Annotated in this window: 17 protein-coding genes; 10 read left to right on the top strand and 7 right to left on the bottom strand. The window is 51.9% G+C overall.

Annotated features, from left to right (window positions below; all coding sequences use genetic code 11):
* The first annotated feature begins 61 nt into the window (after positions 1-61).
* Positions 62-1,336 (top strand): HlyD family secretion protein, encoded by a 1,275-nt coding sequence (locus tag DOU50_RS19540; RefSeq protein ID WP_048989736.1) that lies wholly within the window; start codon positions 62-64, stop codon positions 1,334-1,336.
* Positions 1,329-3,446 (top strand): peptidase domain-containing ABC transporter, encoded by a 2,118-nt coding sequence (locus tag DOU50_RS19545; RefSeq protein ID WP_024909216.1) that lies wholly within the window; start codon positions 1,329-1,331, stop codon positions 3,444-3,446. Before DOU50_RS19540 ends, DOU50_RS19545 begins: the two co-directional genes overlap by 8 nt.
* A 156-nt stretch (positions 3,447-3,602) precedes the next feature.
* Here the strand turns inward: DOU50_RS19545 and typA are convergent, their stop codons facing one another.
* On the bottom strand, positions 3,603-5,426 hold the full coding sequence (typA, locus tag DOU50_RS19550) for a ribosome-dependent GTPase TypA (RefSeq protein WP_023331638.1): 1,824 nt from the start codon (positions 5,424-5,426) through the stop codon (positions 3,603-3,605).
* A 378-nt stretch (positions 5,427-5,804) separates the two neighbouring features.
* Between typA and glnA the strand changes: the two genes are divergently transcribed.
* The 4 genes from glnA to DOU50_RS19570 all read left to right on the top strand — a co-directional run bounded on the left by glnA (position 5,805) and on the right by DOU50_RS19570 (position 10,078).
* A complete protein-coding gene (gene glnA, locus DOU50_RS19555; protein ID WP_024909217.1) occupies positions 5,805-7,214 on the top strand; it encodes a glutamate--ammonia ligase in 1,410 nt (469 codons plus the stop codon).
* Between the two features lie 169 nt (positions 7,215-7,383).
* On the top strand, positions 7,384-8,433 hold the full coding sequence (glnL, locus tag DOU50_RS19560) for a nitrogen regulation protein NR(II) (protein ID WP_023333897.1): 1,050 nt from the start codon (positions 7,384-7,386) through the stop codon (positions 8,431-8,433).
* 11 nt (positions 8,434-8,444) lie between these two features.
* A complete protein-coding gene (glnG, locus tag DOU50_RS19565) occupies positions 8,445-9,857 on the top strand; it encodes a nitrogen regulation protein NR(I) (RefSeq protein WP_024909218.1) in 1,413 nt (470 codons plus the stop codon).
* A 110-nt stretch (positions 9,858-9,967) separates the two neighbouring features.
* Positions 9,968-10,078, top strand: coding sequence for a YshB family small membrane protein (locus tag DOU50_RS19570; RefSeq protein WP_023333898.1), 111 nt, complete (start codon positions 9,968-9,970; stop codon positions 10,076-10,078).
* A gap of 66 nt (positions 10,079-10,144) precedes the next feature.
* Here DOU50_RS19570 and hemN read toward each other — a convergent pair whose 3' ends face one another.
* Both hemN and yihI read right to left on the bottom strand, forming a co-directional pair.
* Positions 10,145-11,518 carry an oxygen-independent coproporphyrinogen III oxidase gene (hemN, locus tag DOU50_RS19575; protein WP_148769965.1) on the bottom strand — a complete coding sequence of 458 codons (1,374 nt, stop codon included), beginning with the start codon at positions 11,516-11,518 and terminating at the stop codon, positions 10,145-10,147.
* 188 nt (positions 11,519-11,706) lie between these two features.
* Positions 11,707-12,222: a Der GTPase-activating protein YihI gene (gene yihI / locus DOU50_RS19585; protein ID WP_014885763.1), complete on the bottom strand. Its 516-nt coding sequence runs from the start codon at positions 12,220-12,222 to the stop codon at positions 11,707-11,709.
* Between the two features lie 577 nt (positions 12,223-12,799).
* Here yihI and yihA point away from each other — a divergent pair.
* The gene (gene yihA, locus DOU50_RS19590; RefSeq protein ID WP_023309768.1) at positions 12,800-13,429 is read left to right on the top strand and encodes a ribosome biogenesis GTP-binding protein YihA/YsxC; all 630 of its coding nucleotides are present in this window, start codon (positions 12,800-12,802) and stop codon (positions 13,427-13,429) included.
* A 311-nt stretch (positions 13,430-13,740) separates the two neighbouring features.
* On the opposite strand, the gene polA is transcribed toward yihA, so the two are convergent.
* Complete coding sequence (gene polA / locus DOU50_RS19595; protein ID WP_148769967.1) at positions 13,741-16,533, bottom strand: DNA polymerase I; 2,793 nt, start codon at positions 16,531-16,533, stop codon at positions 13,741-13,743.
* Positions 16,534-16,973: 440 nt separating this feature from the next.
* On the opposite strand from polA, the gene DOU50_RS19600 reads away from it, so the two are divergent.
* The gene (locus tag DOU50_RS19600; RefSeq protein WP_148769969.1) at positions 16,974-17,882 is read left to right on the top strand and encodes an acyltransferase; all 909 of its coding nucleotides are present in this window, start codon (positions 16,974-16,976) and stop codon (positions 17,880-17,882) included.
* Between the two features lie 23 nt (positions 17,883-17,905).
* On the opposite strand, the gene dsbA is transcribed toward DOU50_RS19600, so the two are convergent.
* The 3 genes from dsbA to DOU50_RS19615 form a co-directional block, all read right to left on the bottom strand.
* Positions 17,906-18,529 carry a thiol:disulfide interchange protein DsbA gene (dsbA, locus tag DOU50_RS19605; protein ID WP_045909081.1) on the bottom strand — a complete coding sequence of 208 codons (624 nt, stop codon included), beginning with the start codon at positions 18,527-18,529 and terminating at the stop codon, positions 17,906-17,908.
* Between the two features lie 27 nt (positions 18,530-18,556).
* Entirely contained in the window at positions 18,557-19,543 is a 987-nt protein-coding gene (locus DOU50_RS19610) for a serine/threonine protein kinase (protein ID WP_024909223.1), read from the bottom strand.
* A 75-nt stretch (positions 19,544-19,618) separates the two neighbouring features.
* Entirely contained in the window at positions 19,619-19,888 is a 270-nt protein-coding gene (locus tag DOU50_RS19615; protein ID WP_008501866.1) for a YihD family protein, read from the bottom strand.
* 68 nt (positions 19,889-19,956) lie between these two features.
* Here DOU50_RS19615 and mobA point away from each other — a divergent pair, with 68 nt between their 5' ends.
* Together mobA and mobB are read left to right on the top strand one after the other, a co-directional pair.
* The gene (mobA, locus tag DOU50_RS19620; protein WP_024909224.1) at positions 19,957-20,541 is read left to right on the top strand and encodes a molybdenum cofactor guanylyltransferase MobA; all 585 of its coding nucleotides are present in this window, start codon (positions 19,957-19,959) and stop codon (positions 20,539-20,541) included.
* The gene (mobB, locus tag DOU50_RS19625; RefSeq protein ID WP_148769971.1) at positions 20,538-21,041 is read left to right on the top strand and encodes a molybdopterin-guanine dinucleotide biosynthesis protein MobB; all 504 of its coding nucleotides are present in this window, start codon (positions 20,538-20,540) and stop codon (positions 21,039-21,041) included. The genes mobA and mobB overlap by 4 nt, the downstream gene beginning before the upstream one ends.
* Positions 21,042-21,172: the final 131 nt, after the last annotated feature.

The following is a 21,172-nucleotide window of genomic DNA, read 5'->3' on the forward strand; positions in this document are numbered from 1 at the left end:
ACCATTATAACTCATAGCCGCTGATATTTGGCGGCTATTTCCACCCCGCAGGAGGCCAGATATGTTTCGCAAGGAAGCTATTGAATATCAGAGTACCCGGTGGGAAGGGAAAGCCGTTCTTCTGCCGGGCATCCCTTTTGCTTTTATTATATTGCTCAGCATTTTTTTTATTGCTTCCATTTCTATTTTTATTACCAAAGGTTCCTACACCCGTCGCGTCATCGTTCACGGTGAAATAACCACTTTCCCTGGCTCGGTGAATATCTCTGCATCAATGCAGGGTACAGTCGTGCAGAGTTTTGTTAATGAAGGCGATCGCGTAAAAAAAGGTGACGCCCTCTTTCTCATTCATTCAGGTGTATCGACGCAATCAGGCCTGGTTGATGAGAATAAAAAAAAGGAGATCGCGCTACAGATAAAGAGTATCAGCGTAATGATGGCAAATTTGAACTCTTCGAAAAACCGTACGCTCAACGCGCTGACGACTCAAAAAGATCATTATCAGTCCAGTTTTAATACCTCATCTGGGCTACTGGTGCAGGCTGAGCGGGAACTGCATCAGATTGAGAAGAACGTTAACGATTACCGTGGTTATCAGGAAAAAGGTCTGGTCACCAAAGACCAGATGAGCAGTCAAAACGCACTACTCTATCAACAGCAGAGCAATGTTTCTGACCTGGTCGCCAGAAAATCACAGGACCAGGTTCAGATCGATGCGCTCAATCAGCAAATCCAGTCCCAGAGCGCTGATTATGACCAACAGATTTACCAGCTTGAGCAAAAAATATACGAACTGCAAAAAGAAAAGTTAAATACAGAAGCGGAAGGTAATTATGTCATCGTGGCAACAGCCGATGGCTTAATCGACTCCATCAATACGGCGCAAGGTAAGATGATCGGCGCAGGCGATGTACTGGCGCGAGTTCAGCAGAATATCCATTCTCCATGCTATCTCGAAACCTGGGTTCCGGATGAAGTTCTTCCTTATCTGGCGATTGGCCAGCGCGTTAATGTTAGTTACGACGCCTTTCCTTATGAAAAATTTGGTCAGTTCAGGGCATCAATATCAGCAATATCCAGGCTTCCGGCATCGAAGCCAGAACTCCTGTCAAAGCAGACCATCGCACATGAATTCTATGACGATAAAAAGTCCTGGTACAAAATCATGATCAAACCTGACCTACAGTCTGTGCAAGTTCATGGAAAACAACTCTCACTGAGCCAGGGAGCCAAAGCGCAGATTTCTCTTTTCCTTGAAAAGAGACATATCTATGAGTGGTTATTATCGCCATTTTACGAAATGAAAATGAGCGTAACGGACGCAGGTAATGAATAATCTTTATACACTTGAGACGCTGCTGCGCAAGTTGGATCTGAAAATATTTAAACGCATCCCAGTTGTCTTTCAAACCGAAGCGTCCGAATGTGGCCTAGCCTGTCTTTCAATGATATGCAGTTTTTATGGCAAGCAGGTGGATCTACTGCAACTCCGGCAACAATTCAATTTGTCATCACGTGGGGTCAACCTCAATGCGATAAAAGCAATTGCCAGTGAACTGGAGATGTCGTCACGCGCATTGTCCGTGGACCTTCAGGAATTACATGACGTGCGTAAGCCCTGCATATTGCATTGGGATTTTAACCATTTTGTCGTACTGATTAAGGTCGATAAGAACAGCGCGGTGATCCACGACCCTGCGTTTGGACGACGGGTGATTAGCATGCCCGAATTGTCCCAACATTTTACTGGTGTTGTGCTTGAGGTATGGCCGGGAACCACTTTCTCAGTTCAAAAGAAGCAAAACAGGTTAAAAGCGACCACGTTATTAAAGAATATCAATGGACTGATAACTTCACTGACGAAGGTATTTTTCTTATCGCTGGTGATTGAGTTGATCAGCCTGCTAATGCCAGTGGGGACACAATTAGTCACGGATAATGTGATTGCATCCGGAGATTACGGTTTACTTAATATCATCTGTCTTGGGTTGTTTATTCTGATTCTGTTACGTTTGACGGTCAGTGTCATACGCTCCTGGACCACGCTGATACTGGGAACACTCATCGACGTCCAGTGGAGTTTTAGCCTCTTTTCTCACCTTATTAAGCTACCGACCACCTATTTTGAAAGACGCAAACTGGGGGACATTCAGTCTCGCTTCCACTCGCTTGATGTTATACGGGCCACTTTTACCACAGGTTTGACTGGTAGCATTATTGATACGCTAATGCTCATGGGTTTGCTGGTAATGATGTTTTTATACAACCTGCAGCTCAGCATGATAGTGGTCTCTTTTACCGCAATATACACCTTCATTCGGTTTGCTACCTATCGATACTATCGCCAGCTATCCGAAGAAGAGTTAATCAAGGAAGCACGCCTTAATTCTTATTTTATGGAAACCCTGTACGGTATCGCGACGATTAAGATTCAGGGGATGACTGACCTGAGAATCAATAACTGGTTTAATCTTTTTTCAGATAAGGTCAATACAGGCATTCGTTTGACGCGAATGGATCTTTTCTTTGGTGGCGTCGTCTCTTTTATCGCCGCCTGCGACCAAATTGTTATCCTGTGGGTTAGCGGCAGGCTGATGATGGATAGTCATTTAACCATCGGTATGTTTATCGCATTTAACACCTTCAGGAGTCAGTTCTATGACCGAATAAATGCCCTGATCAACTTTATCATTCAGCTGAAGATCATCAACTTACACAATGAACGCGTTGCCGATATTGCGCTGCAGGAAGCATCTTCTTCAACGGCCACCAGCCCGCTGCGTTTACCACACGGAGCCTTAACGCTCGAAACTCAGGATCTGACTTACCGTTATGATAACCATGCGGACCCTATCTTCAGCAAACTGAATCTGACCATTCATGCCGGAGAGAGTATTGCTATTACGGGCGTATCGGGTTCAGGTAAAAGCACCTTGATGAAAGTGTTGTGCGGTTTATTCGAACCGTCGAACGGCTGCGTCCGAATTAATGGCATTGATATTAAGCAACTTGGTTTCGAGCATTATGCTGAACGCATTGCCTGTATCATGCAGGAAGATAAGCTGTTTTCAGGCTCAATCAAAGAGAATATCGCCGGTTTTCGGCCTGACATTGACGAGCAGTGGATGGTGCAATGCGCTATCGCAAGCCATATTCATAATGACATTTTAAAGCTACCAATGGGTTACGAGACACTGATTGGTGAACTTGGGGAAGGGTTGTCCGGCGGTCAAAAACAGCGGATTTATATTGCCCGGGCATTATACCGTAAACCGGGTATTTTATTCATGGACGAGGCGACCAGCCACCTTGATAAAACCAGTGAAAGTCAGGTCAATCAGTCTATACAGGCGATGAACATTACGAGGATTATTATCGCGCATCGCGAAACCACGATTTCATCGGCAGATCGGGTGTTCGTGATAAATGGAGCAGAGTTACCCTAATCCGTGAATTTCGCAGGAAAAAGATAGCGTTGGGACATAACGTCCCCGGGTAATGAAGAATTCTGGCGATCATCGAATAAAAAAGCCGCTGAGGGATCAGCGGCTTTTTACCTGCCGGGTGGCGCGTGCGCTTACCCGGCCTATAGATTGACCGTATTAGTCTTCTTTCGCACCGCGCATAGCACGTTTACGATCGTTCTCGGTCAGGTGACGTTTACGGATACGAATTGACTGTGGAGTCACTTCTACCAGTTCGTCATCATCGATGAATTCCAGAGCCTGCTCCAGAGTCATCTTGATCGGTGGAACCAGAACCGTTGCTTCGTCAGTACCGGACGCACGCATGTTGGTCAGTTTCTTACCGGTCAGGCAGTTTACGGTCAGGTCGTTAGAACGACTGTGAATACCGATGATCTGGCCTTCATAAACTTCAGCACCGTGACCCAGGAACAGCTTACCGCGATCCTGCAGACCGAACAGCGCAAACGCAACCGCTTTACCCTGACCGTTGGAGATCAGCACGCCGTTGTTACGCTGGCCCACTTCGCCCGGACGAACGTCGTCGTAGTGGCTGAAGGTGGAGTACAGCAGACCGGTACCGGAGGTCATGGTCATGAACTCTGAACGGAAGCCGATCAGGCCACGGCTTGGGATCACGTAGTCGAGACGTACGCGGCCTTTGCCATCTGGATTCATGTTTTTCAGATCGCCTTTACGCTCACCCAGAGCCTGCATCACAGAACCCTGGTGCTGCTCTTCAACGTCCAGCGTCACGTTTTCGAACGGCTCTTGTTTACGGCCGTCGATTTCGCGGAAGATTACTTTCGGACGGGAAACCGCCATTTCGAAACCTTCACGACGCATGTTTTCGATCAGAACAGACAGGTGCAGCTCACCACGACCCGAAACGCGGAATGCATCAGCGTCTTCGGTTTCTTCAACGCGCAGCGCAACGTTGTGCACCAGCTCTTTGTTCAGGCGGTCAAGGATCTGACGAGAGGTAACGAACTTACCTTCTTTACCACAGAACGGAGAGGTGTTGACGTTGAAGAACATGGATACGGTTGGTTCATCAACGGACAGGGCTGGCAGCGCTTCGACGTTCTGCGGATCGCAGATGGTGTCGGAGATGTTCAGTTCACCCAGACCGGTGATAGCGATAATGTCGCCCGCTTCAGCGATGTCGCTCTCGATACGCTCAAGACCCAGGTGAGTCAGCACTTTACCAACTTTACCGTTACGGGTTTTGCCTTCGCTATCGATGATAGTAACCTGCTGGTTAGGCTTCACTTTACCGCGCTTGATACGACCAATGCCGATTACGCCAACGTAGTTGTTGTAGTCGAGCTGAGAGATCTGCATCTGCAGGGTACCGTCGAGATCGACGTTTGGCGCAGGAACACGGTCAACAATCGCCTGATACAGCGGGGTCATGTCTTCAGCCATGTCTTCGTGGTCCAGACCTGCGATACCGTTCAGCGCAGAGGCGTAAACGATAGGGAAGTCCAGCTGCTCGTCGGTCGCGTCGAGGTTAACGAACAGGTCGAAGACCTGGTCAACAACCCAGTCAGGACGCGCGCCAGGGCGGTCAACTTTGTTGATAACAACGATTGGCTTCAGACCATGGGCAAAAGCTTTTTTGGTCACGAAGCGCGTCTGTGGCATTGGGCCATCCATTGCGTCAACGACCAGCAGAACGGAGTCTACCATGGACATTACACGTTCAACTTCACCACCGAAGTCGGCGTGCCCTGGGGTATCAACGATGTTGATACGGTAGTCATTCCATTTAATCGCGGTGTTTTTCGCGAGGATGGTAATCCCACGCTCTTTCTCCAAATCGTTGGAGTCCATCACGCGTTCTTGGGTTTCGGCACGCGCATCAAACGTACCGGATTGCTGCAGCAGCTTGTCAACCAGGGTAGTTTTACCATGGTCTACGTGCGCGATGATGGCGATGTTACGCAAATTTTCGATCACAACTTTGCCTCAGGCATTTAGAAATAGCGCGTTATTGTACACGGATTAATCGCACTACAAAACAGGATCACAAACATCCCCCGCAAACAAGTCATGCAGGGATGCTTTGTGATCGCTTTCACGGAGCGGTAAAAGGGCTCTTTAACGTAAATTGCACCAATATGGTGCTCAATGTTCACATTGAAGCACTATACTGGTGCAACAAATCCATCGTGGTGCAGCCCTTTTGCACTATGGTGCGCATGATAACGCCTTTTTGGGGTGTTTTAAAAGTTGGCACAGATTTCGCTTTATAAAAAATACATGGCACCAGCCAGTACAAACAGAAATTGAAGACCTCGTTACCACGACGACAATGACCAATCTGGAGAGTTAAGTATGTCCGCTGAACACGTTTTGACGATGCTGAACGAACATGAAGTGAAGTTTGTTGATCTGCGCTTCACCGATACCAAAGGTAAAGAACAGCACGTCACAATCCCTGCTCATCAGGTGAACGCCGAATTCTTCGAAGAAGGCAAAATGTTTGACGGCTCCTCCATTGGTGGCTGGAAAGGCATTAACGAATCCGACATGGTTCTGATGCCGGACGCGACCACTGCGCTCATTGACCCGTTCTTCGAAGAACCAACCCTGATCATCCGTTGCGACATCCTCGAGCCAGGCACGCTGCAGGGCTACGACCGTGACCCACGTTCTATCGCAAAACGTGCTGAAGAGTACCTGCGTTCTACCGGCATCGCAGACACCGTTCTGTTCGGACCAGAGCCAGAGTTCTTCCTGTTTGACGACATCCGTTTCGGCGCTTCAATTTCTGGTTCCCACGTGGCTATCGATGACATCGAAGGTGCATGGAACTCTTCCACCAAATACGAAGGTGGTAACAAAGGTCACCGTCCTGGCGTGAAAGGCGGTTACTTCCCGGTTCCTCCGGTCGATTCTTCACAGGACATCCGTTCTACCATGTGTATGATCATGGAAGAGATGGGCCTGGTTGTTGAAGCGCACCACCACGAAGTGGCGACTGCTGGCCAGAACGAAATCGCTACCCGCTTTAACACCATGACCAAGAAAGCTGATGAGATTCAGATTTACAAATACGTTGTGCACAACGTTGCGCACCGTTTCGGTAAAACCGCGACCTTCATGCCAAAACCAATGTTTGGCGATAACGGTTCCGGTATGCACTGCCACATGTCTCTGTCCAAGAACGGTACCAACCTGTTCTCTGGCGACAAATATGCCGGTCTGTCCGAGCAGGCGCTGCACTACATCGGTGGTGTTATCAAACACGCTAAAGCGATCAACGCCCTGGCGAACCCAACCACTAACTCCTACAAGCGTCTGGTCCCGGGCTACGAAGCGCCAGTGATGCTGGCCTACTCTGCACGTAACCGTTCTGCTTCTATCCGTATTCCTGTGGTGGCGTCTCCTAAAGCACGTCGTATCGAAGTGCGCTTCCCGGATCCAGCGGCTAACCCATACCTGTGCTTCGCAGCACTGCTGATGGCCGGTCTGGACGGTATTAAGAACAAGATCCACCCGGGCGAAGCGATGGACAAAAACCTGTACGACCTGCCGCCAGAAGAAGCGAAAGAGATCCCACAGGTTGCTGGCTCTCTGGAAGAAGCCCTGCAGGCGCTGGACGCAGACCGCGAGTTCCTGACTGCAGGTGGTGTGTTCACTGATGAAGCGATTGACGCTTACATCGCCCTGCGTATTGAAGAGAACGACCGTGTGCGTATGACGCCACACCCGGTTGAGTTCGAGCTGTACTACAGCGTTTAATAAAGTTGTTTTACCCGGCGTGACAAGCGCCGGGGGTAGTTGCCGTGGAAACTTTTAGCCCATCTCCGGATGGGCTTTTTTCTCCACCAACAAACTGATCTCACGCGCTATTTACGCCGAAAACGCTATACTGCACTAAAACAGTGCAACAACTCCAGGAGACTGCTGAATGGCAACTGGCACGCTGCCCGATGCTGGGCAGATCCTCAATTCTTTGATTAACAGCATTTTGCTGGTCGATGACGAGCTGGCCGTTCATTACGCCAACCCGGCGGCGCAGCAGCTGCTCGCCCAAAGCGCACGTAAACTGTTCGGCACCCCGCTTCCTGAACTCCTGAGCTATTTTTCGCTGAATATTGGCCTGATGCAGGAAAGTTTGCAGGCTGGCCAGGGGTTTACCGATAACGAAGTGACGCTGGTGATCGACGGGCGCTCGCACATTCTGTCGCTGACCGCGCAGCGTCTTCCCGATGGGATGATCCTGCTGGAAATGGCGCCGATGGATAATCAGCGTCGACTGAGCCAGGAGCAGCTTCAGCATGCGCAGCAAATTGCCGCCCGTGACCTGGTGCGCGGTCTGGCGCATGAAATCAAAAACCCGTTGGGTGGATTACGCGGCGCGGCGCAGCTTCTGACCAAGGCACTCCCCGATCCCGCGCTGGCGGAGTACACCAACGTCATCATTGAGCAGGCGGACCGTCTGCGAAATCTGGTAGACCGTCTTCTTGGTCCGCAGCAGCCGGGAATGCACGTCACTGAAAGCATCCATAAAGTGGCTGAACGGGTGGTGAAGCTCGTCTCAATGGAGTTGCCGGAGAACGTCACGCTGGTACGTGATTACGACCCAAGCCTGCCGGAACTGGCCCATGATCCGGACCAGATTGAGCAGGTCCTGTTGAATATTGTGCGTAATGCCCTGCAGGCGCTGGGGCCTGAAGGGGGCGAGATTATTTTACGCACCCGCACCGCCTTCCAGCTCACGTTACACGGCGTGCGCTACCGGCTGGCGGCCCGAATCGACGTTGAGGATAACGGGCCCGGCATTCCATCGCATCTGCAGGATACCCTGTTCTACCCGATGGTAAGCGGTCGCGAAGGCGGGACCGGCCTGGGCTTATCCATTGCCCGCAGTTTGATCGATCAACACTCCGGGAAAATTGAATTTACCAGTTGGCCGGGACATACCGAGTTTTCGGTTTTCCTGCCGATTAAAAAATAAAGGTGACGTTTATGCAACGAGGGATAGTCTGGGTAGTCGATGACGATAGCTCCATCCGTTGGGTGCTTGAACGCGCGCTCACAGGGGCAGGATTAAGCTGCACGACGTTTGAGAGCGGCAGCGAAGTGCTCGATGCACTCACCACTAAAACGCCGGATGTTCTGCTTTCGGATATTCGTATGCCGGGCATGGACGGGCTGGCGCTGTTAAAGCAGATCAAACAACGCCACCCTATGCTTCCGGTCATCATAATGACCGCGCATTCCGATCTGGATGCCGCAGTGAGCGCCTATCAGCAAGGGGCGTTCGATTACCTGCCCAAACCGTTTGATATTGACGAAGCGGTGGCGCTGGTTGAGCGCGCGATTAGCCATTATCAGGAGCAGCAGCAGCCGCGCCACGCACCCGATTTTGGGCCAACGACAGACATCATCGGCGAAGCGCCGGCGATGCAGGACGTGTTTCGCATTATCGGTCGTTTGTCCCGCTCGTCCATCAGCGTATTGATTAACGGTGAATCGGGAACCGGTAAAGAGCTTGTGGCGCATGCATTGCATCGCCACAGCCCGCGGGCAAAAGCGCCGTTTATCGCTCTGAATATGGCGGCGATCCCGAAGGATTTGATTGAGTCCGAACTGTTCGGCCATGAAAAAGGGGCATTTACCGGCGCTAATACCATTCGTCAGGGGCGTTTCGAACAGGCTGACGGTGGCACGTTGTTCCTGGACGAAATTGGCGATATGCCGCTGGATGTCCAGACCCGCCTGCTGCGCGTGCTGGCCGACGGACAGTTTTACCGCGTGGGCGGCTATGCGCCGGTGAAGGTAGACGTGCGCATTATCGCCGCGACCCACCAGAACCTGGAGCAACGCGTGCAGGAAGGGAAATTCCGTGAGGATTTATTCCATCGCCTGAACGTCATCCGCGTTCATCTGCCGCCGCTGCGTGAGCGTCGGGAAGATATTCCCCGCCTGGCGCGTCATTTTCTGCAGGTGGCCGCCCGCGAGCTGGGTGTGGAAGCCAAGCAGCTTCACCCGGAAACCGATGCCGCTCTGACGCGCCTGGCGTGGCCGGGCAACGTGCGTCAGCTGGAAAACACCTGCCGTTGGTTAACCGTGATGGCCGCCGGGCAGGAAGTGCTGATTCAGGATTTACCCGCTGAGCTGTTTGAAGCGACCGCGCCTGAAAGCACTACCGGGCACGCGCTGCCGGACAGCTGGGCGACGCTGCTGGCGCAGTGGGCCGACCGCGCGTTGCGTTCCGGTCATCAAAACCTGCTGTCTGAAGCTCAGCCAGAGATGGAGCGTACGCTGTTAACTACCGCGCTTCGTCATACGCAGGGTCACAAGCAGGAAGCCGCTCGCCTGTTGGGATGGGGACGTAATACCCTGACGCGCAAGCTTAAAGAGCTGGGAATGGAGTGATCGTCCCCGAAGTGTAAAGGTTATTAATTGAGCGCAAATCGCCGTTATTTTGCGCTTTACTGTTCCGATGAGTTTTGTATGATCGTGCCCGGAAATTGGGGGTGAACATCATGCTGGAAACAATCGTGAATATGCTCTCTAGCGGAGCCGCTGAAAGCCACACGCCACAAACCGCCGTTGCGGCTATGTTGTGTGCGGCGCTGGTTGGGCTGTTTAGCTAGCGGGGTTGAACGTAAAAGCCGGGTGGCGGCTTCGCCTTACCCGGCCTACGTTTGCGCTTTTGCGGCTTAAATCACCCGCGAGAACTGCTGCAGTCGCGCTTTCTGACGCAGATACGCGTCGAAGCACATGCAGATATTACGGATCAACAGACGCCCTTTCGGCGTGACCTCAATCGCGCTCTCCGACACATCCACCAGCCCATCTTTCGCCAGCGGCGCCAGAAGCTTCAGGTCTTCTGCGAAATAATCGCTGAAGTTCAGCTCCCAATGCGCTTCCACGTCGCTGAAATCGAGACGGAAGTTGCAGATAAGCGCCTTAATCACATCGCGGCGGATACAGTCGTCGCGCGTTAATGCAATGCCGCGCCACAGCGCGTTGCCCGTCTCATCAACCTGCTGGTAATACAGCTTCAGTTCTTTCTGGTTTTGCGCGTAGCAGTCGCCAATCATGCTGATGGCGGAGACGCCCATTCCCAGCAAATCGGTATCGCCCTGGGTCGTGTAGCCCTGGAAGTTGCGGTGCAGGACCCCTTCGCGCTGAGCTATCGCCAGTTCGTCATCCGGACGGGCAAAGTGATCCATCCCGATAAACTGATAGCCGGTTTCGGTCAGCGAGGTGATCGTTTCCTGCAGGATATCCAGCTTCTGCTGGGCAGAAGGCAGATCGGCATCTTTGATTTTGCGCTGGGCAGCAAACAGCGTCGGCAGATGCGCGTAGTTAAAGACGCTCAGGCGGTCCGGGTTGAGTTCGGCCACGCGCTTCAGGGTGAAGGCGAAGCTTTCCGGCGTTTGCTTTGGCAGGCCGTAAATCAGGTCAATATTGGTCGAGGTGAAGCCAATCTCACGCGCGTGATTGAGTAAGGCAAAGATAAATTCTTCGTCCTGCTCGCGATTCACCAGACGCTGAACCTCTTTATTGAAATCCTGCACGCCCATGCTCAGACGATTGAAGCCTTCGGCGCGTAAGTGATCCAGTACATCCAGCTCAATTTCACGCGGATCGACTTCGATCGAGATTTCAGCGTCGGCGTTAAAACTGAAATTGCCGCGCAGCAGGGTCATCAGGCGGCTTATTTGCGCTTTATTCAGATAGGTTGGCGTACCGCCGCCCCAGTGAAGCTGGCTGACGTGACGGCCAGCAAACAGCGGCGCGCGATGCACAATTTCTTGTTCGAGCGCATCAAGGTACTGGTCGGCTTTATGCTGCTGACGGGTCACGATTTTATTGCAGCCGCAGAAGTAACACAGCTTATGGCAGAACGGAATATGGACGTAGAGAGACAGCGGACGCTCAGGATAGCGCGCGACAGCCTGCTGGAAATCACGCTCTCCGAAGGCATCGGAGAACTCCAGCGCGGTGGGGTATGACGTATAACGCGGCCCGGAATAGTTATATTTCTGGATTAGGGCCAAATCCCAGTCGATAGTTGGTGCTGACATGCTCACTCCTTCCGTTGGTGTCGCGTTCGTATACGGCGGCCCGTTCTGGCCCCATCGCGGGCCATCACTCGGGTGCGCAGCCACTTCTGTCGCCGCGACAACCGCCGTAGTTTAACGAATAACCACACCAGATAACATATAACCGGAAGGGTTATAAGCAGGACTATCGTGCCTGCCGGGTGCAAATGTTAGTTTCCACCCTTCAGAAGACGCATCATATCTTCCTGCTTTTCGTCTTCTTCTTCGTCGTCTTCGTCATCGTAAGACAGGCCCAGCTTCTGCATCAGCTCGTCGATGCGATCCAGTTTGGCATCCACCCATGACTGCTCTTCGGCGGTCAGGGTTTCACCCTCTTCAAGACGTTCCAGCAGCGCGTCCAGGCGCTCATCGTTCTCCAGCAAATCCAGCTCAGCCTGCGGTGAAAGCATAGGTTTCTCGCTCTTTGGTTTGTGCTGCTTAGTGACCGGGGTGTCTGTCACGCCCAGTGGAATGGGAGTTTTACTGCCGATACGAGGATCTTTCTGCTGTTTGCCTTTTGCAGAAGCGCCCGCTGCACCACCACCGTTGGCACGGCTACCCGCAGCATGACCGCGATGTTTTTTGTCGCGTTTGCGATCGCGCGCTTCCTGGTTCAGTTCTTCGCGCGTTTTGCGGCGTGCTTTTGCAGGGCGTTTCGCGCCCGCAGCGGAGGTTGGTTTTTTCATGATGTTTTATCTTTAAGTCGTTTTCTTCAGTATAGAATTGCGGCGAAATCTAGCAGAAAGCAAGCAAAGAAAAAAGGCGACAGAGCAATCTGTCGCCTTTTTTCCTGACTCACAACCCTTAGCGGGTCAGACATTCCGTGTTTGCCAACAACAAACCCTGTTTATCCCTTGGCTAATACCGTCCGTGATACGGTTCCCTTTCCTGTTTAAACGCCTCCAGGCGCTGGTCATCCTGACAATCCTGCGTCTTCGCCTCCTGGCGCTCCTGACCCTAATCCTTAAGTCGATATCCTGTTGGCTTCCTCGCCCTGACGCACACTTTACCTTGTTCCGTTAAACTAACAAGCAACGAAACGGTACAAAAAGGGATTTTCAGACAATTACCCGGGAATAAGCTTATGATTTAAAACAGTTTGGCTTTTTTGACGCCTGCGAATTCTCTGAAATCTCCCATAGCCTCTCTGGCCGATCTCTCACACTGGTTGGGGCATTCGCCTACAAGTCCTGGCAATCAGAAAAGCCTTTTGCCTGCATTCAGGTATAATCCCCCTCAGATTACGATTTTGGAGACGACCACGTGACTACCTGGAACTACCAACAGACGCATTTTGTCACCAGTGCGCCCGATATTCGCCACCTCCCTTCTGATACCGGTATTGAAGTGGCCTTTGCTGGCCGCTCCAATGCGGGGAAGTCCAGCGCCCTGAATACGCTGACCAATCAGAAGAGCCTGGCGCGTACCTCAAAAACACCTGGCCGTACCCAGCTCATCAACCTGTTTGAAGTCGCAGAGGGCAAACGCCTGGTCGACTTACCGGGCTACGGTTACGCGCAGGTACCGGAAGAGATGAAAATCAAGTGGCAGCGTGCGCTGGGGGAATACCTGGAAAAACGCCTGTGCCTGAAAGGTCTGGTGGTGCTGATGGATATTCGCCATCCCCTGAAAGATCTGGATCAGCAGATGATCGACTGGGCTGTGGCAAGCGATATCGCCGTGCTGGTGCTGCTGACGAAAGCCGATAAGCTGGCAAGCGGCGCGCGCAAAGCGCAGGTGAATATGGTTCGCGAAGCGGTGCTGGCGTTCAACGGTGACGTGCAGGTTGAGCCGTTCTCCTCGCTGAAAAAGCAGGGCGTGGACAAGCTGCGTCAGAAGCTCGACACCTGGTTTAGCGAGCTGGAACCCGCGACGGAAGCGGAAGAAGAGTAATACCGAGCGCGGCGATGGCCGCGTTTTTTTTGCCTGAATTTTTCTTTGCCGCAATAAAAAACGCCCCAGTCATTACTGACTGGGGCGGCTAAAATATTCAGCCAAATCCGATTACGTGAAGTAAAAGGTCTGAAAGATAGAACATCTTACCTCTGTACCCTACGCCGATAACTCTACCCCTTTTTGTGCTGCAGAAAAAGCACTTTTTGTAGTTTTTTTTCATTCTTTACATAGGGAATTCTAATGATCGTCACAAAACGCGCGTTGTTATGTTGCAAACTTACATAAAAGGCGCGTTATGCGAAGAACCATTAGTGAGCCTGATCCCAGTTTTCACCACTTCCCACTTCCACCAGCAACGGCACGTCAAGCGTCATGCTGCTTTCCATCAGTTCGTGGATCTTCTTCGACACGGCGTCGAGGTCCTCTTTGTGCACTTCAAATACCAGTTCATCGTGTACCTGCATGATCATTTTCACGCGAGGCTTCTCTTTCTCCAGCCAGGCATCAACGGCGATCATTGCACGCTTAATAATGTCCGCCGCGGTACCCTGCATCGGGGCGTTGATCGCCGCACGCTCTGCGCCAGCGCGACGCGCCGCGTTGCTGGATTTGATGTCAGGTAAGTAGAGACGGCGACCATCAAGGGTTTCGACATAACCTTTCTCCTTCGCCTGCGCGCGAGTGCGTTCCATATATTCCAGCACCCCCGGATAACGCTCGAAGTAGAGATCCATATACTTCTGCGACTCTTTACGCGGAATGTTGAGCTGGCGCGAAAGCCCGAATGCACTCATGCCGTAAATCAGACCGAAGTTGATCGCCTTAGCGCTGCGGCGCTGTTCGTTGGTCACGCTGTCCAGCGGCAAACCGAAGACTTCTGCCGCGGTTGCCCGGTGGATATCCTTCCCTTCGGCAAATGCGCTCAACAGGCCTTTGTCACGGGACAGGTGCGCCATAATGCGCAGCTCAATTTGCGAGTAGTCCGCCGAGACAATCAGATAATCCTCTGGAGCGATGAAAGCCTGGCGAATACGACGGCCTTCTTCGTTACGTACCGGGATATTCTGCAGGTTGGGATCGGTTGATGAGAGTCGACCGGTCGCCGCGACAGCCTGATGGTATGAGGTATGCACGCGGCCCGTTTTCGGGTTGATCATCAGCGGGAGCTTATCAGTGTAGGTAGACTTCAGCTTCGCGAGACCACGGTACTCCAGAATCACTTTCGGCAGCGGATAATCCAGCGCCAGCTCTTCCAGCACCTCTTCAGAGGTTGACGGCGCACCGCCAGGGGTTTTCTTCAGCGGCTTGATGCCCTGCTTTTCAAACAGGATGGTTTGCAGCTGCTTCGGTGAAGAAAGGTTAAACGGCTCGCCTGCAAGCTCATGCGCTTTTTGCTCCAGCTCGGTCAGGCGCTGCGCCAGCTCCCCGGAGTGGTTATGCAGCACCGTTGGGTCTATTTTCACGCCGTTACGTTCAATGCGTGACAGCACGGGCACCAGCGGCATCTCGATATGCTGGAACACGTTCAGCGGACCTTCGTGCTTCTGCAGTTTTGGCCACATTTTCAGGTGCAGCTGCAGCGTGACGTCAGCGTCTTCCGCCGCGTAGCGTCCTGCCTCTTCGAGAGCAATCTGGTTAAAGGTGAGCTGATTTTTCCCTTTGCCGGCAATCTCTTCGAAGGTGATCGTTTTGTGCTTGAGCCAGCGGTCAGATAAGGAATCCATATCATGGCGACCCGCGACGCTGTCCAGAATGTAGGATTCGAGCATGGTGTCGAAGGCGATCCCGCGCAGTTCAATGCCGTAGTTTTGCAGAATGCCACGATCGTACTTGAGGTTTTGCCCAACCTTAAGCGCCTTTTCGTCTTCCAGGATCGGCTTCAGCAGCTCAAGCACGCGTTCACGGGAGATCTGCTCCGGCGCATCCAGGTAATCGTGCGCAACGGGAACATAGGCCGCATGACCAGGTTCTGTCGCAAATGACAGGCCTACCATATTGGCAGAAATGTTATCGAGACTGTCCGTTTCTGTGTCAAAGGCGAAGACCGGCGCTTTTTTCAGTTTTTCGATCCAGGCAATGAGCTGCGACTCTTCAAGAAGGGTTTCGTAGTTGTCGAAGGAAAGCGCCACGGCTTCTTCTTCCGCCTGCTCTTCTGCGTCAACGACAATCGTCTCCTTCGGCTTTGCCGCAGGTTTCGCCCCTTTTGCCTGCAGCCACTTGCCGGCTTCCACGTCAGTGATCCAGCGCTTAAATTCGTATTTCTTAAACAGGCTCAGCAGATCGTCAGCGGAAGGCTGTTGCACTTCCAGCTGCTCACAGCCCAGCTCCAGTTCGACATCGGTTTTAATGGTTGCCAGCTTATAGGAGAGATAAGCCACCTCTTTGTTCTCTTCCAGCTTCCCGGCCATGGTTTTTGCACCACGGAAGGAGAGCCCGGCGATTTTGTCTGATTCGGCGTAGAGCGTATCCAGCCCGCCAAGCCCCTGAAGCAGCGCCTGCGCGGTTTTCTCACCAACGCCAGGAACACCAGGGATGTTATCCGAGGAGTCGCCCATCAACGCGAGGAAGTCGATAATCAGCTCAGGCGGCACGCCATACTTAGTGACCACTTCTTCTGGCCCCAAAATGGTGTTGGTCATGGTGTTAATCAGGGTGATACCTGGCGTTACCAGCTGCGCCATATCTTTATCACCGGTGCTGATCAGCACAGGACGACCCATTTTTTCGGCTTCACGCGCCAGCGTGCCGATGACGTCATCGGCTTCAACGCCGGAGACGGCCAGCAGCGGCAACCCCATCGCTTTTACCATGGCGTGCAGCGGCTCAATCTGCGCACGCAGATCGTCAGGCATTGGCGGACGGTGGGATTTGTAATGCTCAAACAGCTCATCGCGGAAGGTTTTACCTTTCGCATCAAAGACGACGGCCGCATGGGTTGGCTGATACTGAAGGATCAGGCTGCGCAGCATGTTCAGCACGCCGTACATTGCGCCGGTGGGTTCCCCTGCGCTATTGGTCAGAGGAGGAAACGCATGGTATGCCCGATACAGGTAAGAAGAGCCATCGACGAGAATAAGAGGGTTTTCTGGGATCTGAACCATAATGTCCGTGCCTTTAATCAATTTATGGGTAAAGGATGCCACAGAAGGATGAAAACATCAGTTATTAGCGCCAGATACAGGAAAAGATTTTGCGATCGTGAGGATCGCTCGCAAAAATCAAACTGTGGATAAGTTTGTGTATATTTTCACTTCATATGAATAACAGACGCAAAAAACACATATGAGGTAATATTTTGATCTTAATTATCATGCTGTTATGTTGTCAGATCTTATCTATATGGCCAACTGATGGCAATTTAGTCTATGTGGATATAAGCCTTGATTCGCGCAGAACCCCAGAGAAATCTGCTGCGCCAGGGTAAAAGCCGCCAAATCATCATGTGAAAGCGCCATTCATTTGTCTGTTTTCTGGTAAAATCAGCGCCCAGCGTCGACTAGTCGGTCGCTCACTTACAGCTAACTATTTGAAAAAGCTCATCATGTCGAGATTGCTCGCTGCAATAACATTACTGCTAAGCATCATTTTAACTATTCTGGTGACGATCGCCTGTTCCGTGCCGATCATTCTCGCCGGGATCATTAAACTGCTGCTGCCTGTACCCGTGGTGTGGCGAGCCGTGTCCGCATTTTGTAACTTCATGATGTATTGCTGGTGCGAAGGGCTGGCGATCCTGTTGTGCCTTAACCCGCATCTGAAGTGGGATGTCAAAGGGCTGGAGAGTCTCAACAAAAAGAACTGGTACCTGCTGATCTGCAATCACCACAGCTGGGCGGACATCGTGGTGTTATGCGTGCTTTTTCGCAAACACATCCCGATGAACAAATACTTCCTGAAACAGCAGCTCGCCTGGGTGCCTTTTATCGGGCTGGCCTGCTGGGCGCTCGATATGCCGTTTATGAAACGCTATTCGCGCAGCTATTTGATTCGTCATCCGGAACGTCGCGGTAAGGATGTGGAGACCACGCGCCGTTCCTGTGAAAAGTTTCGTGCACATCCTACGACCATCGTGAACTTTGTTGAAGGTTCCCGGTTTACGGAAGAGAAGCGCCAGCAAACTCGCTCTCCTTATCAGCATCTCTTGCCGCCGAAAGCGGCGGGGATTGCGATGGCGCTTAACGTGCTGGGAGCACAGTTCGATAAACTTCTTAACGTCACGCTCTGCTATCCGGAAAACGACAGGACGCCGTTCTTCGATATGCTCAGCGGCAAACTGACGCGCATTGTCGTGCACGTCGACCTGGTTCCGATTGACGCTGAACTGCACGGTGATTACGTAAACGATAAGAACTTCAAACGTCGTTTCCAGCAGTGGCTTAATACGCTCTGGAAAGAGAAAGACGAACAGATAGACAAGATAAAATCTTCATACAAAGACGCCGGTCAGTGACCGGCGTTTTTACATCAACGAAATTACTTCTTCTCAACCAGGTATTTCACGGTATCTGCATACTGCTGTACGAAAATATCCATGCTGCTGGTGTCCATGCCCTGCATGTTCAGCTGATATTTGCCGTTAACAAACATCGCCGGAACGCCCTGAAGCTGGAGATCAGCAGCCGCTTTTTCCTGCTGGGCAACCAGTGATTTCACCACGAAGCTGTTCCATGCGGCATCGTACTCTTCACCTTTCACGCCCGCATCAACGAACACTTTACGGATATCCGCAGTGGTCTGAACGGTCTGGGTTTTCTGTACGGCTTCAAACATTGGCGAAGTGATCTTATCTTCCACGCCCAGTGCCATCGCCACCGCCCATGCCTGAGTCAGGTCTTTACCCAATGGGCCCAGGAACTCAACGTGGTACTTGGTCATTTTGGTGCCTTCCGGCAGCTTTTTCTTCACGTTGTCAGAAACATGCAGCACCTGCTCGAACTGATAGCAGTGTGGGCAATAGAACGAGAAGAACTCCAGAACCTGTGGCTCGCCAGCGACCGGCTTGTCCAGCGTGATGAACTGTTTGCCGTCGGTAAACTGCGCAGCAGAAGCGCTAAATGCCAGAATCATACCTGCCAGCGCCAGCCAAATTTTTTTCATGATTAACTCTCTCCTGGGTGTGTCCAATTAATACATCGGCGTTAATTGCAGAGGGGGCTCCTGAAGAACCTTAACCTGCTCAGTAAATGTAGATATCTGGCTACGCCAGTAATCCTCTCCGGTAAGCCACGGGAAATTGCGAGGAAATGCCGGATCGTCCCAACGCCTGATTAACCATGCGAGATAATAAACAAAACGCATCGCACGTAAAGGCTCAATCAGGGCAATTTCGTCTGAATTAAACGGGCTAAATTCTTCATAAGCTTCAATAATGGTTTCAAGCTGCATGCGTTGCTCGGCTTTGTCGCCATTGAGCAGCATCCACAGGTCCTGAACCGCTGGCCCCATACGCGCATCATCGAGATCGACAAACAGCGGGCCATCACGCCAGAGAATATTCCCGGCGTGACAATCGCCATGCAGGCGCAGAACGGAAATATCATCGCGCCAGCAGGTTTTCACTGCAGCAATAAGCTTATCGGTGGCGTTGAGGAAATCATCCTTTAGCGCAGCGGGGATCATTGCAGACGTTTCGAATAGTTCGCGCGGTTCAAGGAGGTATTCCTGAATCCCCATCGTTGGACGGGCAATAAAGGCTTTTTTGCGTCCCGTCTGGTGGATACGCCCAAGATAGCGGGCAACCCATTCCATCTGATCGATATTATCCGCTTCAAACTGACGACCACCCAGGCTTGGGAATACTGCGTAGTAATACCCTTCGTGCGTGAGGAGCGTTTGGTTATTGAATTTTAGCGGTGCGGCAACGGGAACATCGTCATCCAGCAGATCGTGAGCAAACTGATGCTCTTCCTGAATTTGTTCAGCGGACCAGCGTTCAGGACGATAGAACTTTACGACGAAGCGCTGACGATCCTCGTCCTGAAATTGATAGACGCGGTTTTCGTAGCTGTTTAATGGGGTTAGCCCGGAATCCACCCGAATACCCTGTTCAAACAGGGCATCCATAATGGTGTCCGGGTGTAATGTCTGGAAAGTAAAAGCCTGGTCGTTCATCCGATCATCCGGAAATTATACGAATGATTCAGGATATCATCTTGTGGCGATTTCGGTGCCGCCGCTTACAAGCTTTTACTCTTTAATTACGCCTCGGGCGCGCAATAATGCGGTCTTAAAATCTTCCTCATAATCTTTCTGAATACCAGGAATAACAGCATCTTTGGCGGAGTCGCGCATTTTAAGGTGGTAGATCAGGATGTCGTCAGAAAGGTCTGCCAGATCGCCGTCAAAACCTGACTCTTTCGCCAGTTTCTGTAAAAATTGCATCAGATTTAGCTCTGGCTCTTTTTGCCAGGCGGGCTGGAGGAGTTCAATAACTTCATTCAGACGTTTACATTTCATGGTGGTGCTCCTTTCATTTAGAGTGACACGTTAGCAGGGTCAATCCCACAATAAAAGAGGCGATATTCGTGAATGTTAGCCAGGAAATCATCGGGGTCGTTCTGGCAGGCGGCAGAGCAACGCGAATGGGCGGTAAAGATAAGGGGCTTCAGCTTCTTAATGGAAAGCCCTTGTGGCAGCATGTCGCCGATACGCTTGCCGGCCAGGTGACGGCAATGGCCATCAGCGCGAACAGGCATATCGACACTTACCGACGCAGCGGGTACGCCGTTTATCAGGATAGCCTTGAGAATTACCCGGGACCGCTTGCCGGTATGCTTTCGGTCATGCAACAGTCGCACGGAGAGTGGTTTATCTTCTGCCCTTGCGATACGCCGTTTATTCCCTCCTGTCTTGTCGAGCGTCTGCTCCTGCTTCGTGGTACAGCTCCTGTGGTTTGGGTACATGACGGCGAGCGTGACCATCCTGCTGTCGCGTTGATGCATCGTTCGCTAGCGCCTGCTCTGCAGAGCTATCTGGCTGCGGGAGAGCGCAGGGTGATGGTCTTCATGCGTGAGTCTGGTGGCCATTCCGTTGATTTTAGCGATGTGAAATCAGCGTTTGTGAACGTGAACACGCATGAAGATTTGCAGATGATGCAGGAGAAAAAATGATACCTCTTTTAGCCATTTCCGCATGGAGTGGGACCGGGAAAACCACGCTGCTGAAAAAGCTGATACCCGCGCTGTGTGCCATAGGCCTTCGTCCTGGATTGATTAAGCATAGTCATCACAACATGGATATCGATACGCCAGGAAAAGACAGCTATGAGCTGCGTAAGGCCGGAGCAGCACAAACGATGGTAGCAAGTCCTCAGCGCTGGGCGTTAATGACAGAAACGCCGGACGAGGCGCCGCTGGATCTCGCTTATCTGGTCAGTCGGATGGATCATTCCACCCTGGATCTGGTGCTGATTGAAGGATTTAAGCATGAGGCAGTGCCTAAGATCCTGCTGTTCAGAAGCGATGCCGGGCATGATTTCAGCGAGTTAACGCTGGATGAGCATGTGATTGCGGTGGCCAGTGATGTGGTATTGCCGCTTGAGGTTCCGGTGCTGGACTTAAATGATGTGGATGGGATTGCGGGCTTTATTGTGACGTGGAGTGCGGTCTGACGTGCCGGGTGGCGGCTTGCCTTACCCGGCCTGCCGTTTTTTTGGCGCATAAACGCAAAAAGGCCATCCTTTCGGATGGCCTCTTCACTTGTTTGATGCCTGGCAGTTCCCTACTCTCACATGGGGAGACC

Source organism: Enterobacter sp. C6 (assembly GCF_008122455.1).
Lineage (GTDB): Bacteria > Pseudomonadota > Gammaproteobacteria > Enterobacterales > Enterobacteriaceae > Enterobacter > Enterobacter pseudoroggenkampii.

What these genes read in the sequence shown, in the direction of transcription:
- DOU50_RS19540 (WP_048989736.1), top strand. Translation starts at nt 62, where the DNA reads ATGTTTCGCAAGGAAGCTATTGAATATCAGAGTACCCGGTGGGAAGGG.
- DOU50_RS19545 (WP_024909216.1), top strand. Translation starts at nt 1,329, where the DNA reads ATGAATAATCTTTATACACTTGAGACGCTGCTGCGCAAGTTGGATCTG.
- glnA (WP_024909217.1), top strand. Translation starts at nt 5,805, where the DNA reads ATGTCCGCTGAACACGTTTTGACGATGCTGAACGAACATGAAGTGAAG.
- glnL (WP_023333897.1), top strand. Translation starts at nt 7,384, where the DNA reads ATGGCAACTGGCACGCTGCCCGATGCTGGGCAGATCCTCAATTCTTTG.
- glnG (WP_024909218.1), top strand. Translation starts at nt 8,445, where the DNA reads ATGCAACGAGGGATAGTCTGGGTAGTCGATGACGATAGCTCCATCCGT.
- DOU50_RS19570 (WP_023333898.1), top strand. Translation starts at nt 9,968, where the DNA reads ATGCTGGAAACAATCGTGAATATGCTCTCTAGCGGAGCCGCTGAAAGC.
- hemN (WP_148769965.1), bottom strand. Translation starts at nt 11,518, where the DNA reads ATGTCAGCACCAACTATCGACTGGGATTTGGCCCTAATCCAGAAATAT.
- yihI (WP_014885763.1), bottom strand. Translation starts at nt 12,222, where the DNA reads ATGAAAAAACCAACCTCCGCTGCGGGCGCGAAACGCCCTGCAAAAGCA.
- polA (WP_148769967.1), bottom strand. Translation starts at nt 16,533, where the DNA reads ATGGTTCAGATCCCAGAAAACCCTCTTATTCTCGTCGATGGCTCTTCT.
- DOU50_RS19600 (WP_148769969.1), top strand. Translation starts at nt 16,974, where the DNA reads ATGTCGAGATTGCTCGCTGCAATAACATTACTGCTAAGCATCATTTTA.
- dsbA (WP_045909081.1), bottom strand. Translation starts at nt 18,529, where the DNA reads ATGAAAAAAATTTGGCTGGCGCTGGCAGGTATGATTCTGGCATTTAGC.
- DOU50_RS19610 (WP_024909223.1), bottom strand. Translation starts at nt 19,543, where the DNA reads ATGAACGACCAGGCTTTTACTTTCCAGACATTACACCCGGACACCATT.
- DOU50_RS19615 (WP_008501866.1), bottom strand. Translation starts at nt 19,888, where the DNA reads ATGAAATGTAAACGTCTGAATGAAGTTATTGAACTCCTCCAGCCCGCC.
- mobB (WP_148769971.1), top strand. Translation starts at nt 20,538, where the DNA reads ATGATACCTCTTTTAGCCATTTCCGCATGGAGTGGGACCGGGAAAACC.